Origin of the sequence: Rhodomicrobium sp. R_RK_3 (genome assembly GCF_002198715.1) — a bacterium.
Taxonomy (GTDB): Bacteria; Pseudomonadota; Alphaproteobacteria; order Rhizobiales; family Rhodomicrobiaceae; genus R-RK-3.
The window spans coordinates 39235-55169 of record NZ_MWLK01000039.1 but is presented as its reverse complement, the minus strand read 5'-3'; the positions used below and the strand labels follow the sequence as shown (position 1 = coordinate 55169).

Sequence of the window (15935 nt, the reverse complement as noted above, 5' to 3'; positions counted from 1 at the left end):
GTGGTTAGGCCGAAAGCCAATTTCGAGTTTTGAATGCTGGATCCCCGCCTTCGCGGGGATTTCGGGAAAGGGCGTGCGAGGCGTCCATCACCTCGGGAACACCCGTCCGACGGGCTGCTCATATTGCGGCAGGAGGTCGGTCATGGCCTGGAAGCGGCCGGCGTCGATCTCGGCGCGCGCGTAAGCGGCGATCTCCTCCATCGGCGCGAACCATACATCGCCCCGCCTGACCACCTTTTCCAGAAACGCGTCGAACACATGCCAGCGCGCCAGCCGCCCCGTGCAGAACGGATGCAGCACCGGAACCCACAGGCCGCCATGGGCATAGGCGGCCTCGAACTCCTCCAGATAGAGCGCAAAGCCACTCTTCGCGCTGCGCACCGGCATCATGTAATTCAGCTCGAAGGACTGCACCCATTGCGGCCAGTCGTCGAGACCCCAATGGCTCGGCAACTCGATCAGCTCGCCGCCGGTCCTGCGGCTCTTGATGACATAGGGGATGTCGGCGCCCATCAGCGAGGCGTCATAGGCGAACCCGCGCTCCAGCAGCAGATCGAGCGAGCGGTTGGAGAAATTGTAGAGCGGCGCGCGCCAGCCGCGCGGGGCCTTGCCCGTCGTGCGCTTGATGATGTCGATGCCGAGGTCCAGCCAATGCGCCTCGTCGGCGTCGGTCTGCTCCAGCGGGTTCTCGTGGATATAGCTGTGATGGGCGATCTCGTGCCCACCTTCCATGATGGTCTCGACGGCTCCAGGATACTGCTCGATGCACCAGGCCGGGATGAAAAAGGTCTGCTTGATGCCGAGCCGGCGATAGGTCTCGACGATGCGCGGCACCGCTACCGTCGGGCCATAGCGCAGCATCGAAATCGGCGAGACCTTGGTGTGGCCGTCGCCGGGATAGGCAACGTGGATGAGACTGTCGGCGTCCATGTCGAAGCTGAGGCACGCCGCGCATTTGGCGCCGTTCGGCCAGATGATGCCCTGGGAAATCATGGTCGCCCCTCCATGGTCAACGCATCGCCGCGCCAGTCATGCGGGCCCGCGCCCGCCGCAATGCAGGAGTGAAGGGTATAGTATAGTCCCGGCCTGAGAAACAGACCAAAGTCGAACAGCAATCTAGAGTCGCAGGCAACGCTGCTACATCAAGGAAAAACAATCAAAAGTTGATCCGCGGGAAAAGAAAATTCTGCATTTTGCGGTGGCACTTAAACAATATTCTCGCTAATGACTTCCCAAGAGGCTCAAACCCGTTGGCATTTCTGGCGGGCCCGATCGCGACGTGCCTGCCTGCTGTAACCTTCCGCCTCCGAACGGCCTATCGTATTGCGTAAAGTAAAGGCGACTGACCATGACGGCAAAATCCGACGCAATGGTGGCCTGGCTGTTCATAGGCGCAATTATCGGCGCGTCGTGTTTCCTTGCAACAGGGGCATCGGCGCAGACCTGCGGCACGGATTATACGCTCAAGCCGGGCGATACGCTCGCCGGCCTTGCCCGGACCGTTTACGGCAATGCCAGCCAGTGGAGCATCATCTATTACGCCAACCAGGACCGGCTGGGGACCAACGCGACCTTGGCCGTCCCGGGGCTTTCGCTGAAGATCCCTTGTCTTGCCGGCACGCCCACCGCCGCCGCGCCGGTCGAGACCTCCCCCGCCGGCGCGCCTCCTGCCAACGAGGCGGCGCCGTTCCAGCTCTCCACCATGCTGAAACGGATCGAATTCCTCACCGCCGAGGGTTATCCCCCCTTCACCGGCCGCGATCTGCCGCAAGGCGGGATGCTCATCGATCTGCTGCAGGCGTCGATGGACCAGATCAAAGAGCAGGCCAATGGCGGTTTCGACTATCAGGTTTCGTGGGTGAACGATTGGTCGGCCCATCTCAATCCGCTGCTGATCACCCGCGCCTTCGACGCCGGCGTGCCGTGGAGCAAGCCCGATTGCGCGCACCCGGAAGCGCTCGACAAAGCCGGGCAATATATCTGCCAAAAATTCTTCTTCTCGGACCCGCTCTATGAAAGCGTCACGGTGCTGTTCGTGCGCAATGACGGCTCCTTCAATTTCGAGCGCGACGAGCAAATCGTCGGCAAGACGCTCTGCCGCACCAAGGGCTGGTCGACCTATGACCTCGACAAGGGCGGGCGCAATTGGGTCAAGGACGGCAAGATCACGCTGCTGCAGCCGCAGCGGGCGGAGGATTGCTTCCGGCTGCTCGACGAAGGCAGCGTCGACGCCGTCGTCATCGCCGAACTGACCGGGCTCGCCGTCGCGAGCGCCATGGGCATGGGCGACCGCATTCACGCGGCGGCGCGGCCGATCAATATCGAGACCATGCATGTGATCATCGCCAAGACCCATGCCAGCGCGCGCACGGTGCTCTATTACATCAATACCTCGCTGGCGCGGCTCAAAGTGACGGGCGCCTACGACGCCATCACGGCAAAGCATCTCGAGCAGTTCTGGGGCGCGGGCTCGGGTGCCGCAAGCCCTGCCTCGACCGCCGAGGCCCAACCCCAGCCGAAGCCGGGCGCCGGTCAGACGCCGGCGGTCAAGGCGCGCGAGCCGGAGGCCGGAGCGCAGCAAAAACCCACCACACCAGGCAAGAAGGGCAGCGATGGCAAAAAGACTGGCCAACCCTAACCGGCATTTGGCGTGAGAGATAATTCCATGCGGCTGCTCCTATCGATATTGGTTCTGCTCGCTAGCCAGCCGGCGGTGCTGGCGGCGGAACAGGGCGTCACACCAGCGAAGACCTTGAGGGTGACACTGGCGAACTCGCTGAAAAACCCGCTCAGCCAAAATCTCATCGATTTCAAGAACGCGATCGAGGAGGACTCGTCCGGCGCGCTGCGCGTCGAGATTTTCGACAATGCCCAGCTTTATTCCGAAACGCAGGGGCGCGCCGCCGTCTCCTCCGGCGCGATTGACATTGCCGTGGTGCCGCTCGGCGATTACGCCGGCGACATCCCGGCGGCGGGTCTGTTCCAGCAGCCGTTCCTGTTCGACCTGAAGCCGCTGGTGCTTGCCTCGACGAAACGCGACCATCCGATCCGCAAGACCATCGAGCAGGAAATCCTGAAGAAAGCCGGCGTGCGGCCGCTCTATTGGCAGCCCTATGGCGGGACGGTGCTGCTGTCCAACGGCGCGCCGGTGACCAACCCTTCCGCGATGGCGGGGCGCAATGTCGCGGCAATCGATTCCGGCATGGGGAATTTTATCACCAATTGCGGCGGAAAGCCGCGCCTCGTCTCGGCTCCGGAGACATTCAAGACGCTTGCGGACAAGACCGCCGATTCCAGCATGACCGGAATACTCAGCCTCAAGGAGCGAGAGCTTTGGCGGGTCACAAATACCGTGACCAAGCTCAGATATTCGGAGATCCTATTTCTCATCGTTATCAATGAGAAAAGCTGGCAGGCTCTGACCGAAGACCAGAGAACGCTCATCAGCGAAGCGGCTGAGCGGGTCGAGCAGAGTATATGGCGCTGGTATTTTCTTCTGGAGGCCGACACCTACCAGCTTGCCCAGGAAAAAGGCCTGAAAATCCAGGAACTTACACCCGACGATATTTCAGATTGGCGCATCTGTAGCTCGGTGATCGTGGAGTCATTCATGACCGACGCGGGCGAAATCGGCGAGCAGCTTATGAATGCCTATGGAAAATTAAGAGCCGACCCATGCTGCAACCGCTGATTGCTTGCCAAGGCCCATGGTTGCACCACTAGAATTGCCACAGATTGGGGCGCCTGCGAACGTCAAATCACCTCGCCCGTGCACTGATTACATTGCGGCATATTTGAAACGAGCGATCTGTGGCAGACGATAGCGCGGGCGTTGTTGCACATCAGGGCGGTGCCGAGACTTTTGCTCAACAGCAAACCGGCGCCGCCGATGCGCCTGTCTTCCGCCCGCCCGGCCGGAAATTCCTCGAACTGCGGCACGAGCCGTCGCGGATCAACGGCGCCCTGCTCGGTCTCATCGGCGCGGCGCTGTTCATCGGCCTCTGGGAAGCCGGGCATTATCTGACGCCGGAAGAAGGGCGTCAGTTCCTGCCCTCCGTCGGAGAGGTCATCTACGCGCTCATCGATCTGTTTCGCGAACAGAACTTCCTGGACGACGTGATCGCGAGCTGCATCCGCATTTCGGTGAGCTTCTTCGCAGCGGCCGCCATCGCCGTCCCGCTGGGCGTGCTGATGGGAAGCTTCAAAAATCTGCGCGCGCTGCTCAATCCGACGCTTTCGGCCTGGAAATATCTGCCCGCCGCCTCCTTCATGCCCCTGCTGCTGGTCTGGTTCGGCCCGACCGACACCGCCAAGCTCGCGCTCCTCTTCATCGGCGTCGTGTTCTTCCTCGTCGCGCTCGTTCTCGACAATGCCGAGGCCGTGCCGAGCGAATTCACCGAGGCCGCCCTCACCATGGGCGCGAGCCGGTGGGAGGTCGTCCTGAACGTCATCGTGCCGGCGGCGGCCCCGGCGATTTTCGACTCCATGCGCAATATGATCGCGGTGGGATGGACATATCTTGTAATCGCCGAAATCGTCGGCGCGCGCGACGGCATCGGCGCGATGATGATGCGCGCCGGCCGCACCCTGTCCGTCGACCAGATCATGGCGGGCATCCTCACCATCGGCATTCTCGGCGTCCTGACCGATATTCTTTTTCGCATGGCGGCTCGCTTGCTGCTGCCATGGGCAACCTCACGATAGCGCACGGAGATCGCAAAGAATGTCCGTGAAACCGCTTATCCGGGCTACGGCAGTCGGCAAGGACTACAATGAAGGCGCGGTCCGGGCGCTGAGCAATATCTCCGTCGACCTGCATGAGAACCAGATCACCGCTCTGGTCGGCCCATCCGGCTGCGGCAAGACCACCCTGCTGCGGATCATTGCCGGGCTGGATTTTCCCACGCGCGGAGCGATCGCCATCGACGGCAAGACCGTCCAGGGGCCGGGGCCCGACCGGGGCCTGATCTTCCAGGCCTATACCTCCTTCCCCTGGCTGACCGCCGTCCGGAATGTCGAATATGGCTTGAAAATCCTCGGCATCGACAAGGAGGAGCGTAGGCAGCGCGCGCTGGATTTCCTGAAACTCGTCCGCCTCGACCATGTCGCTGATCACTATCCGCGCAGTCTTTCGGGCGGCATGAAGCAGCGCGTCGCGCTGGCCCGGACGTTGGCCCAGCGGCCACGCATCGTGCTGATGGACGAGCCTTTCGGCGCGCTCGACGCGCAGGTACGCTGGGAGATGCAGGAGCTCCTGGTCGAACTGGTCGAAGCCGAGCCGCGCACCGTCGTCATCGTCACCCACGATATCGGCGAGGCGCTCTATCTGGCCGACCGCATCCTGTTCTTCAGCCGCCAGCCCGGCCGCATCAAGGCCGACTTGACTCTGGACTTTAAAGGCGGCAGGCGCCTCAAGGAAAAGGAAGAGCTGTTCAGTCTCCCTGGCTATCGTGAAATGGAAAAACACTTATTCTCGATGATGCGGGAAGAAATAGCCGCAGTGGACAATGCAGCGTAGTTGCGTTTGACTACGTCCGGCATTGGCCGATATTCACAAATCAATAGACGAAGGGGGCGCTATGCGCATTCGTGGATTAATCTATTTCCTGTTTTCGCTGACTGTCATGGGCGCAAGCTGGATGGGGACGGCTTTTCAAGCTGCGGCAGCCGAAAAAGTCTCGGTGGCCTTCAACTCCTTTTCACCCTACGGCGCCTGGTACATCGTGAAGGAGCGCAAGCTCGCCAAGGATATCGATCTCGATATCCAGGTCATCGACGGCATTCCGGAAAAGAACGCGGCGATCTCCTCCGGCCAGCTCACCTGCATGAACAACACCGTCGACACCATCATGCTGGCCCGGGCGGGCGGCGTTCCGATCAAGCTGGTCGCATTCTCCAATATGTCCTACGGGCTCGACAAGATCGTCGTCAGCAAGGAGATCAAGACGGTCCGTGATTTCAAAGGCAAGAAATACGCCGCCGACTACGGTTTCCTGAACCATATGTGGATGCTGCTGACCCTGCGCCGCGAAGGCATGGGGCTCAAGGATGCGACGCTGGTACCGATGATCGCCGCGGACAGCGCAGCCGCCTTCGCCAGCGGCGGCGTCGATATCGACGTCAATTTCGATCCGTTTGCCGATACTTCGCTGAAGCGGAAAGGCTCCTATGTCTTCAAATCCAGCCTCACCGACCGGACCTGGGAACGCGGCCTGATCGGCGACGCCATCGCTTGCAACGAGAAGTGGCTCGCCGAGAAGCCGGATGTCGCGAAAGAGGCGTTCCGCGCCTATTTCGAGGCGACCCATTGGTGGAACGAGAATCCCGAGGCGGGCGACGAAATCGTGGCCAAGGGCTTCGGCTGGTCGCTGCCCGAGGTCAAGCTGGCGCAGAATGGCGCGATCCAGCTCAACCTGTCGCAGAATCTCGGCGCCTTCGGCCTGCCGGGCGGCAAGCCGCTGTGCGAGAGCCTGCCGCCGGAAGCGCCGCGCGCGCCGAAATCGATCGGCTGGGGCCTGCTGTTCGACGGCCGCGACTGCGCTCCGGGCTATGCCGGACCGACCTGGGATCTGTTCAACGAGATCTATGTCGAAGCGGGTGTGGCGAAGAAGAAGGTGAAAAGCAGCGCCGGCTTCGACACGAGCATCGTGCGCAAGCTCGGCGCGGAGGGCTATGTCGAGAAATATAATTCCAATAAATGGGTCGGACGGATCGGGCTCTGACGGGTCGGGCTCGTAATACTGACGCCTGCCGCGCCCATACGGACCGGGCGCGGCAGGGCGCATTTGACCGAGGGGACGCGATGCCGCAAATGTCGATCGACGCGCGTCCCTCGCCATGGCCGCATGACGGGCGGCTCGAGCCATCGGAAACCGCCCTGCTCATCATCGACATGCAGCGCGATTTCTGCGACGGGGGCGGCTATATCGCGTCTATGGGCTATGACGTATCCCCGGCGCGCGCGATCATCGCCAATGTGCGCGCCGTCCGCGACGCGGTCGCCGCGTGGGGCGGGTCGATCGTGCTAACGCGCGAGGGGCATCGCCCCGATCTTTCGGATCTGCACCCGATGAAGGCCTGGCGCTCGCGCCTCGGCGGCGTCGAGGTCGGGACCGCTGGTCCCCTCGGCCGGGTGCTGGTGCGGGGGGAAGCGGGCTGGGAGATCGTTCCGGAGCTGGCGCCGCAACCGGGCGACATTCTCGTCGACAAGCCGGGCTACTCGGCCTTCTACGCCACGGATCTCGAGCGCATCCTGACCGCCAAAAGCATCCGCCGCCTGATTTTCACCGGCGTGACCACGGATGTCTGCGTGCATTCGACGCTACGCAGCGCGGTGGATCGCGGCTATGAATGCGTGCTCGTCGAGGATGCCTGCGCGGCGACGGTCGCGGAGAACCACCGCGCCGCGGTGAATACCATCATGACCGAAGGCGGCATTTTCGGCGCCGTCACCACGACCCGCGCGATCTGCTCGGCGCTTCGCCTCTGAGCATAGGTACGGCCTGTCCGGGCGTCGAAATCGTCCTCGGAGGTGGGTGTCTTGAACCGGATTGTTTTGGTCCGCAGCCCGGGTGCGAAGCTCTGCTTGTTCGATGTCCCTCCAACCGAATATGGCCATGAGCCGAGCGGTAGTGGCGCCATTCTGTGCGGCGCCAAACGGCGCGCTCGATTGCCCGCATCAATCGTCGACCACGTCGGCGATCACGTTGGCGGCGGCTGCTAGCGCCAGCGAAACCACCAGCGCCGTGCCGGCACCGAAGATCTTGCCGCTATCGGGGCCGCCGAGCCTGAACTGCCGGGCGCCCTCGATGCCGGCGGTTTTCAGGCCGTAATAGGCGACGATGGCGTTCAGGACGCCGGTCGTGACATTGACCGGCACACTATGGTCGGGCGTTTGCGCAAAGGAGTCCGCGATCGACTGCCAGACTCCCACCCCTCCGCTGCCGCCGATCGCGGCATAGCTGCCGGCGTTGAACCAACGCAGATACGGAGCGTTGTCGACCAGATCGCTGTTGGTCAGGCCGCCCTTGTTCATTTTGAGTCGGACGGTGATCATCGCGGATAGTGCGATGATGTCCAGCGCCGCCTTGGTTGCGGTCGGCCCCATATCGCCCGGGCGATGGATGAGGTCGGCGGTCGAGCTGTACAGCGTGGTCAGAAGGCTCAGTGTCGCCGTATCGACGATGCGGTTGTTCACGAACCGGCCGAGCTTGGTCTGCGGCAAGGTCGCCTCGAGCGAGGCCGCCTGCACGCCGAGCGCCCGGTCCACCCGGATCTGGTAAAGACCGACTGTCGCCATAATGGCATCGAATTGCTGGGTATGGCTGAGTGCCCTGCCATTGCTGCTATCCAGGATATAGCTGATATCCTTACGGAATTGCAGCGTTTCCACGACGACGTTGCGCAGCGCTTCCTTGTCGATCCCGAGCGTATTGCCAACTTTCAGCACGCGCGTGACGAATGCGTCGAGCCGCTTATTGGTGATCTGGCCTTCCTCGAACATCTGGTCCCAGGACAGCCGGACGAAGTCGCGATAGCGGATATTGACCAGGAAAAGCAATTGCCGGGCGACGGCCGCAGCCGGGCCGGCCATGCCTGGCGCATAGATGCCGCCCGCGACGGCGGCGCCCAGGATAACGGCGCCTCGCGTCAGACGCGAGGCGACAGGCGCAAACCGCGACCCGGGAAACTGTATCGTCGGACTTCCCTGCCCCGTGCCGGTCTGGCGCGGATATTCGCTTGACGCATCGGCCGGCACCAAATTGATCGGGCGGCGACCGAGCGCCCGCGAGTCCAGCACCGAAAAATCGGCGTTGCCCACAAGCGCGGAACCCGGGGGCTTCGGCCCCCTGCGCATGCTGGCGCCGCTGGCGAGGTAGTCGGAGATGATGACATCGAATTCGCGGCGCGCCATGGCCTCGAGATCCTTGCGGCCCAGCACGATTTTTTCGCCATTGACGGACATGCCGTCATTCAGCCGTGCGTGCATCGCTTCCATCTTCTTGCGATCATCGACACCGGCGCGGGCGGCGGTCCAGTCGATAACGCCGTTTTTCACCTTCTTGCCCGACGGGTCGGTGCCGTAAAAAGCGGAGTTGATGGTGTCGACATAATTGCCGCGCATCACCTTCCAGACCAGTTCGCGGCCGCCGGGACGCTGGGCGAGTTCGCCCAACAGCGGCAGCAGCGTGTTGAAGGCCTGGCGATACTGGCCTTTGTTCACCGGCTTGACGGTGTCGCTGCCGAATGTGACGGCGTCCGGATGACGCTGGATGAATCTGATCAGCCCCTCGAACAGCGCCGGGTCGGTGACGAAGGCTTCGCCGACATCGTTCCAGGAAATGTCGAACTTGACATGCGGCGCCTTGGCAAGCGCCTGCTCCATCTTGAGGATGTGCATCGGCACGGTCGTGCCGTAGCGGACGCCGTTCTTGGCGGCGAAAGCGCTGGGCACCAAATTTCCCGCCGCAACCTTATGGCCGTCGGGACCGATCATCTCGGTGGCCGATATGGCAGTGGAATCCGGCCGCACATAGCGTCCGATGCCGGTATGGGCGAGGACGATATTGGCATTGGGATATTGCGACACAAGTTCGATGAGCTGGTCGAAATTCTCATATTCGTGCGTGCCCGCCTGCGGCCGGCCATCGGACTTGCGGTGCGAGACATTGCCCCAGTCGCAATGGATCAGCACGCCGAGCCCGCTTTCATCGGCGAGTTTCATGACTTCGCGGAAATTCTTGATCGAGGCCATGTCGCGGAAGGTGGTGCCCTCCTTGCCGAGCATCGCGTCGACCATTTCCTTGTGCAGGGTCACCTCGCCGATGAACGCCCTGCGCCCGGGCGCGCTCATCAGGCGCTGGCGAACCTGCTTGGCGCCCTTCGGTCCGCCGGGATTGAATCCGGTGATGGAGAGATCGTAGCGCAGGACCGCGTGGGGCTGCTTCTTGGCCAGGCGCCTGACCTGATTCGAGAGCGTCCGATGCATGGCGGGCGCTTCAAGGTGAAGCTGATTGATGAGCTGGGTCAGATTATACGCCTTGCCGCGATATTTTACGGTCCCGCCCATCAAAGTGGCGCGGTCGAGCGCGATGGCGATCTCGGGATTTATGTCCTTGGCCACGGTCTCGAGGGTTTGCGTCCAGCGCTTAAAAGTATGGTTGGCGCGATCCCAGGATTTGACGTTCTTGCGGTCAAGCAGTCCGGCCAGTTTCAGCGAGAGCAGCCGCGAGGCGACATTGGAATAATGACCGATGCCGCAATCCTGCGGGATGTCGCCGATCAGAATGCGGCTGCCCCAGCCGGTCTTGTTCACCAGCATCATCGGCCGGTCGCTCTTCCCCGGCGGAACCAGATTGATCACATCCCAGCGGCGGTCATAGGTCCGCGAATGCGCGTGAATATCCGCCACAAGGTCGGCAAGGCGTCCCAGGATCGGAATGCCGTTGACGATGTCCTGGACGATATCCGACTCCACCACGCTCGGGTCGACGCCGAGGTCGCGAGCAAAGGCGTCGATCCGCGTTGCCCGCGATTCGGCGACGAAGGTGAAGACACGTCGGAATGGCCCCTTGCGGATCGGCTTGCCGCGATAGGGATTGGATGGCACGTCGCTGATAATGACCAAAGGCGGGAGCTTTTTGCCTGTCGCGCTCGTCGCCGCCCTGCCCGGTGTGATGATCGTCGGGGGGAGGGTCGCGGAGCGCACCGTCGGCACGGATGTCGAGGTTCCGGCGGCGGCGGAGACCGGTGTGGCCGTGCCCGGCACGGCAGGACGCAAGGTCGGCACCGGCACTGCCGGCGGCGGAGGCACGCTCCCGGGTGGGGGGGCTGGCTGGGCGGTTTGTGCCGCCGGCACGAGCGCCATCTTGCCATCGGGCCCGATGCGGTAGACCTGCTTGCCGCCTGGAATATTGCCCGAAGGCTGCCATTTGGCGGAATGGACCCCCGCATTCGGTTTGGTGGCCGGCACGACGTTTGGATCGGCCATGGCATAGGAATAGAACGCTTCGACGGCTCCGACCTCGCCCTGGAAATAAGCCGCAAACGGATCGTAGCCATCCGCCGCCATCCGCTCGAAGATCTCCTCCGCCAGGAGTGTTTCATGCAGGTATTGGCCGTTGTCCTTGGTGAGTTGTCCGCGGTCGTCGAGGGACAGGACATATTTGGCGTATCCCATCTCCTGCTGGGCGTATTCCTTGGGGCCAAAAGCCTTGAAAGTCAGATATTGCGTAACGCCTTCGTCGAGGAATTTGTCGGTTGGCCGATATTTCAGAGAGCCGACGCGCTCCGTAAAATATCGTGCCGCCAGTGAATGCAGATATTCATGGCCGACCACATAGCCGTTGAAGGGCTCGAAAAAGCCCGACGGCCGGTTGCGCAGATGGATCGTATTCGAGCCGGAAAGATAAAACCCCTGGACATGCGAGGCATCGTCGGTGCTGTGACTGGCAAATGTCGTCTCGAATTCGGTGTCGTCCTGCCGCACGATGGTCGGCTCGGAGGTGGATCGCCCCCAACCGAGCCATTCCGCCAGGCGTCCGGAGACGGTGCCCGGAGCCTGCGGGCGCAGCCATTGCGCGAACTCGGAACGCACCGTTGCCCCAGACGCGGCGATGAACTGGTCGGTCCGCGCGTCGCGGCCGGTTTGCAGCGAGGCCTGGCGGCTGCTCGTCATCCGAATGACGACGGGCGCATCGGCCGGATCCTGCATCCCGATCTCGGCAGACATGTCCGGCTTGCCGGTGCGGGCCAGGGCGGGCGGACCATCCCAGGAGAGGAAGCCGCGATTGCCACCGCGCCGGTCGGCGATGATCAAGGACGGCGCCGGCCCCTCGTCGCCGTCGCGCCCGGTAAAGGCGTCGACAGCGTCCACCGGTACGGTGGCGAGGGTGGATTCGCTGATGGTCCCGCGCGCGCCGAGTTCGGAGACGGCGTCGGTGATGTTGGTCCTGACCCCGTCGGGCATGTAGAAATCGCCCGAGGTGCTCTCGCCCTCGCCCGGCACGATGAGCCGGCCGCCGCTATGTGCCGGCGGCCGCCCCTGCGCCGCGGTCAGGATCGGACTAGACGGCGCGGCAGCGGTTTCAGACGGCAGCACGAGCTTGGGCGCAATCCGTTCCGCCGCGTAGATCATGATGGGCTTGCCGACGGTCGGCGTGAACAGGATGTCGCCATTCTCGAGCGCGAAATAGCTGCCGAAATACGAATCGAGCGGCTCTCCGGCGTCACCGGCCAAGCGCGCATGGCCCAGCGCTTCGAAGTATTCCTCCTGTTGCTTGCTGAAACGCGGATTACCCGATAGCGCCTCCTGGAACCTGGGAATGCGCTCCGCCGCTTTGCCGATCGCAAATTGACTGACGCCGAAAGCGGCATAGTAAAGGGCCAGCCAGCGCTCTCCATTATTCATTTTGTCAAAATTTTGGATCAGCGAGATCGACTGGTCGACGGTGAAATAAATGCCGATAGCGGTGTTGGGGCGGCCGAGCGCCCTGGCCCACTGGGCATATTTCGCCGAGGCGTCGAGGGTTCGGGCCCCTCGCGCGGCCATCGCCGTGTTGCGCGTCAGAGCGCCCACCACCTCGAAATCCTTGCCAATGCGCGCCAGCCTGACCGCTCGCCAGCCGGCCCCCATCGGCAGGATCGAAAAGATTGCGGTGGCTTCCTGAATATAGGTGTCCCTTGCGGCGGGATTGCTAAATTTGGTCGAGGCCCCGTGCTCGCCCATCTCGTCGCGTCGGTCGTGGGCGCTATAGACCGTCCAGCCCGTGCCGGCCGCCAGGACGCCGAGGCATGTCAGGCCCAGCGCCAGCGAGCCGCCCGCCGTGAACGGCGCAAGGACCAGGCTCGCGCCGAACACGAGCGCGGTGGCGACGCCGTCCGCCCATTTCATGAACGTCTCTTTGCCGGTCTCGCGCGCGGCGGCCATCTCCATCCATTCGACATGGCCGTCCGCCTTGGAGATCTTCCAGTCCTTGGGTAGGTAGATGGTGCCGCCAGTGTCATAGTTGTTATGGTCGATGAAGTCGTCGAAGCCGGTATAGTGCCATTGCAGCGGCACGTCCTCTTGCTTGATTTCTTTGTCGTCGTCCTTGGTCATCGGATCGCCGAGGAAATAATTGACGACATCGTCCGCTGCATTGCCGTCGATGAAGCTTTCGCTGCCATCCGCCCGGGTGATCTTGATCAGGAGGCTATAATCGACACCGTCACGCTTGGAGCCGTAGGCATAGGGGTAGATGGTCGCGGTGGCGCCCTGGCCGTCGCCGTCCTCGATGTCAACCCAGGTGACGAGGAGGTCGATGACCGCACGCTGCGTCGAATCCTCGCTGAACCAGTCGACGGATTTATCGCCGCGGGCGTAGGCATCGAGATTCTGGTCGGGATGATAGCCGGCGATCTGACCGAGCGTGTTGCGCAGCTCAGGGCTGTTCGCGGTGCTGAGCGGCTTGCCGACATCGGGCATGTCGGCGAAGCGATCGAAGAAACCATTCAGGATCGTCTTCTGCTGGGCCGGATCCATGAAGGCGGTGAATTCGGCAGCCCGCTTTGCCTCGCCGAAAGCGATATTGGCCGCCTTCTTGCCGTCGTCCACGCCCCATTTGAACTCTTCGGGGAAGCCGCTGGAATATTCATCGGTCGCCCGCAGCTCGCTCAGGACGGCGTCGCCCAGTTCGGTATTGCCGGTATTGGCGATGGCGTTACGGAACTCCCCGATCGCATCACGATTGATCAGGCCGCGTTCCGAAGCGACCATCCATCTCGCGACCTCTTCGGCCTTGACGCTGCCGGGGAGCTGGTCCGCCAGGTGAACGGCGTTCACCATCGACTGCGCGAAGACTTCGGTGCTGCCGAACTCCATCTCCGGCGAGGCGCTGTCGACCCGGTCCATGACTAGATCGATGACGAGCGCCGCCATTTCGGGCGAGCCGTCCACCAGCGCCTCGTCCATATATTCGCCGATATAGGTCAGGAACCGGCGCTCATCGAGGTCGTCCTCGGGCACCTTCACACCGTTCAGCCCATCGCGCAGGATCGGCTCGACCGCGCCACGCCCGGTCTCGTCCCAGAACACCTTTCGCTCCCCCAGCGTGAAATAGCCGGTGAGCAGCATATTGACGAATTGCAGGCGATCCTTGCCTTCGTGCCGGTACAGATTCGCCTTGCCGAATTTGGTGCGCGTCTTATCGGCACCCTCCATCAGCGCCGTGAGATCGCTGTCGGCGAAAACGGGAGCGCTCAGCGCGCCCGCGAGGCCGAGCACGCCGCCATCATCAAAACCCTGCTGCGCTGCGAGCTGCATTTGGGCCGGCGCGTTTTTGGCGCCGATCTTCAGCACGACAGAGTTGCCGGACATCGAGAAATGAATGTTCTGCTTCTGCAGGAAGAAAAAGAAGATCGGGTCTTTCTTGGCCAGTTCGATCTCTTCCTTGCTGAGATCGAACCCCGTCATCGCCTTGTATTTCACCGGATCCAGCTCAAGCGTGAACCCTGCCGCCTTCAGGAAAGCCAGTTTGTTGGAATCTTTCGCGCCCAGCTCCAACTCCGCCGGGGTCAACCCCAGGGCACCAATGTCGGACTCGATCGCCGTCTGCCATTCGTCGACCAGTTCGGTCTTATTGAGGACGATGACGCGAAAATCGACCAGGTCGGAGAGACCTTCATCGTATAGGCTCTTGACCTCGGAGGTGACCTGATCGAGGGATTTGCCGGAGGCGAGACCGGCCTCCAGGTCCGTCGTTATCGCGTCGGAGTAGATTTTGATGAAATTCGTTCTGGCGTCTTCGAAATTGGCCTTCGCTGACTCGTAGCGCTGCTGCAGGAAGGTGTTCATGGTGCGATCACCTTCGGGAATCTGCTGCGCAGCGCCCCACTCGGCACCGGCCGCCTCATATTGCCTTGCGGCAGCGCGCATGGCCGGCGTTTCATGACCGACCTCGATCGCGGCCCTGGTGACGATGCCGTCGAGGAACTGGTCGGTCAGGCCGTCGCTTCCATCAGCGCTCTTCAGCTCGGACGCCCGCGCCTCAACCGCCGCCTTGGGATCGCCTCCGGCGGCGTCGGCCCCATCCGCGGCAAGGCGCAGATCCTCCCTGATATCCCTGTCGTAGTCGACCAGATAGGGCTCAAGTTCGTCGCGCGCCGCCTTGCCATCGACCGCCCAGGCATTTTCCCAGGCCTGCTGCAATGCCGCCTGGGTATGGTACTTATGGCCGTTGGCTTTTAGCCAGTTCTTCTGATGCGCATCGACCTTCTCCTGATATTTCCCGACCGCCGCACTCGTTGCCTGACGTTGCCCCTCGGTCTTGCCCGCCTGGCTTTGCTTGGCGGCTTGGAGCTGGCGATTTCGATTGATCTCGCGCTTGAGCTCGATGATTTCCCGCCGCTCGTCATAGACCGGGGTTGTCCGACCGCCTCCACCTTCAGCAATCAGCATGGGGAATCTCCATGTGCCACCTCCGGCGAGGACCGCCGGCTAACATTTGCATAATGAGTATTTTAAGAATAATGCAGGAGGGCAAGATAATTTCGCATATCGCCAACGATTTGTTATCGATTTGCAGCTTCTACCCATCGACGGATTAAGAAGAACCCTGGTACTGCAGACACTTAGCTTGACGAATTGCGATAATGCTTCTGATGCGAAGGTTTTATGGAAATTGAGGGCAATGTGCGGGACCGCCATCCGACCCCTGCCGCGGGTGTGCTATCTCGGCGCCGAACTGGTGGAGGCCGGCATCGGCCGCTTCAATCCGGCGCGCGGATTGCTGCGTGCGGGCACAACATCAAAGCCGATCAAGGCTGGTTGGCGCAATGGGGGACAAAGGCGAAAAGCCAATGAAAACAAAGGCTTTTGGTACTCCCTAGGGGAATTGAACCCCTGTTTCCAGATTGAAAATCTGATGTCCTAACCATTAGACGAAGGGAGCTTCGCT

8 protein-coding genes and 1 tRNA gene are annotated in these 15935 nt (G+C 62.1%); 6 read left to right on the top strand and 3 right to left on the bottom strand.

Going from position 1 to position 15935, the window contains the following annotated elements:
* Positions 1–87 precede the first annotated feature (87 nt).
* Complete coding sequence (locus tag BLEFHOIH_RS25335; RefSeq protein ID WP_088348852.1) at positions 88–993, bottom strand: polysaccharide deacetylase; 906 nt, start codon at positions 991–993, stop codon at positions 88–90.
* A 355-nt stretch (positions 994–1348) separates the two neighbouring features.
* On the opposite strand from BLEFHOIH_RS25335, the gene BLEFHOIH_RS25330 reads away from it, so the two are divergent.
* From BLEFHOIH_RS25330 to BLEFHOIH_RS25305, 6 genes are all read left to right on the top strand, one after another.
* Positions 1349–2638 (top strand): transporter substrate-binding domain-containing protein, encoded by a 1290-nt coding sequence (locus tag BLEFHOIH_RS25330; RefSeq protein ID WP_088348851.1) that lies wholly within the window; start codon positions 1349–1351, stop codon positions 2636–2638.
* Between the two features lie 27 nt (positions 2639–2665).
* Positions 2666–3691, top strand: coding sequence for a TRAP transporter substrate-binding protein DctP (gene dctP, locus BLEFHOIH_RS25325; protein WP_088348850.1), 1026 nt, complete (start codon positions 2666–2668; stop codon positions 3689–3691).
* A 119-nt stretch (positions 3692–3810) separates the two neighbouring features.
* Positions 3811–4704 (top strand): ABC transporter permease, encoded by an 894-nt coding sequence (locus BLEFHOIH_RS25320; protein ID WP_210191600.1) that lies wholly within the window; start codon positions 3811–3813, stop codon positions 4702–4704.
* Between the two features lie 19 nt (positions 4705–4723).
* Positions 4724–5518 carry an ABC transporter ATP-binding protein gene (locus BLEFHOIH_RS25315; protein WP_088348849.1) on the top strand — a complete coding sequence of 265 codons (795 nt, stop codon included), beginning with the start codon at positions 4724–4726 and terminating at the stop codon, positions 5516–5518.
* 61 nt (positions 5519–5579) lie between these two features.
* Positions 5580–6722: an ABC transporter substrate-binding protein gene (locus tag BLEFHOIH_RS25310; RefSeq protein ID WP_088348848.1), complete on the top strand. Its 1143-nt coding sequence runs from the start codon at positions 5580–5582 to the stop codon at positions 6720–6722.
* Positions 6723–6802: 80 nt separating this feature from the next.
* Positions 6803–7489 (top strand): isochorismatase family cysteine hydrolase, encoded by a 687-nt coding sequence (locus tag BLEFHOIH_RS25305; RefSeq protein WP_088348847.1) that lies wholly within the window; start codon positions 6803–6805, stop codon positions 7487–7489.
* Between the two features lie 189 nt (positions 7490–7678).
* Here BLEFHOIH_RS25305 and BLEFHOIH_RS25300 read toward each other — a convergent pair whose 3' ends face one another.
* Together BLEFHOIH_RS25300 and BLEFHOIH_RS25295 are read right to left on the bottom strand one after the other, a co-directional pair.
* Positions 7679–15436 carry a hypothetical protein gene (locus tag BLEFHOIH_RS25300; protein ID WP_088348846.1) on the bottom strand — a complete coding sequence of 2586 codons (7758 nt, stop codon included), beginning with the start codon at positions 15434–15436 and terminating at the stop codon, positions 7679–7681.
* A gap of 418 nt (positions 15437–15854) precedes the next feature.
* A tRNA-Glu gene (locus BLEFHOIH_RS25295) sits at positions 15855–15929 on the bottom strand.
* Positions 15930–15935: the final 6 nt, after the last annotated feature.

Bases quoted from the DNA above. Each gene is read 5' to 3' on its own strand.
- BLEFHOIH_RS25305 (WP_088348847.1), top strand. From the start codon at position 6,803: ATGCCGCAAATGTCGATCGACGCGCGTCCCTCGCCATGGCCGCATGAC.
- BLEFHOIH_RS25315 (WP_088348849.1), top strand. From the start codon at position 4,724: ATGTCCGTGAAACCGCTTATCCGGGCTACGGCAGTCGGCAAGGACTAC.
- BLEFHOIH_RS25335 (WP_088348852.1), bottom strand. From the start codon at position 993: ATGATTTCCCAGGGCATCATCTGGCCGAACGGCGCCAAATGCGCGGCG.
- BLEFHOIH_RS25310 (WP_088348848.1), top strand. From the start codon at position 5,580: ATGCGCATTCGTGGATTAATCTATTTCCTGTTTTCGCTGACTGTCATG.
- BLEFHOIH_RS25300 (WP_088348846.1), bottom strand. From the start codon at position 15,436: ATGCTGATTGCTGAAGGTGGAGGCGGTCGGACAACCCCGGTCTATGAC.
- dctP (WP_088348850.1), top strand. From the start codon at position 2,666: ATGCGGCTGCTCCTATCGATATTGGTTCTGCTCGCTAGCCAGCCGGCG.
- BLEFHOIH_RS25330 (WP_088348851.1), top strand. From the start codon at position 1,349: ATGACGGCAAAATCCGACGCAATGGTGGCCTGGCTGTTCATAGGCGCA.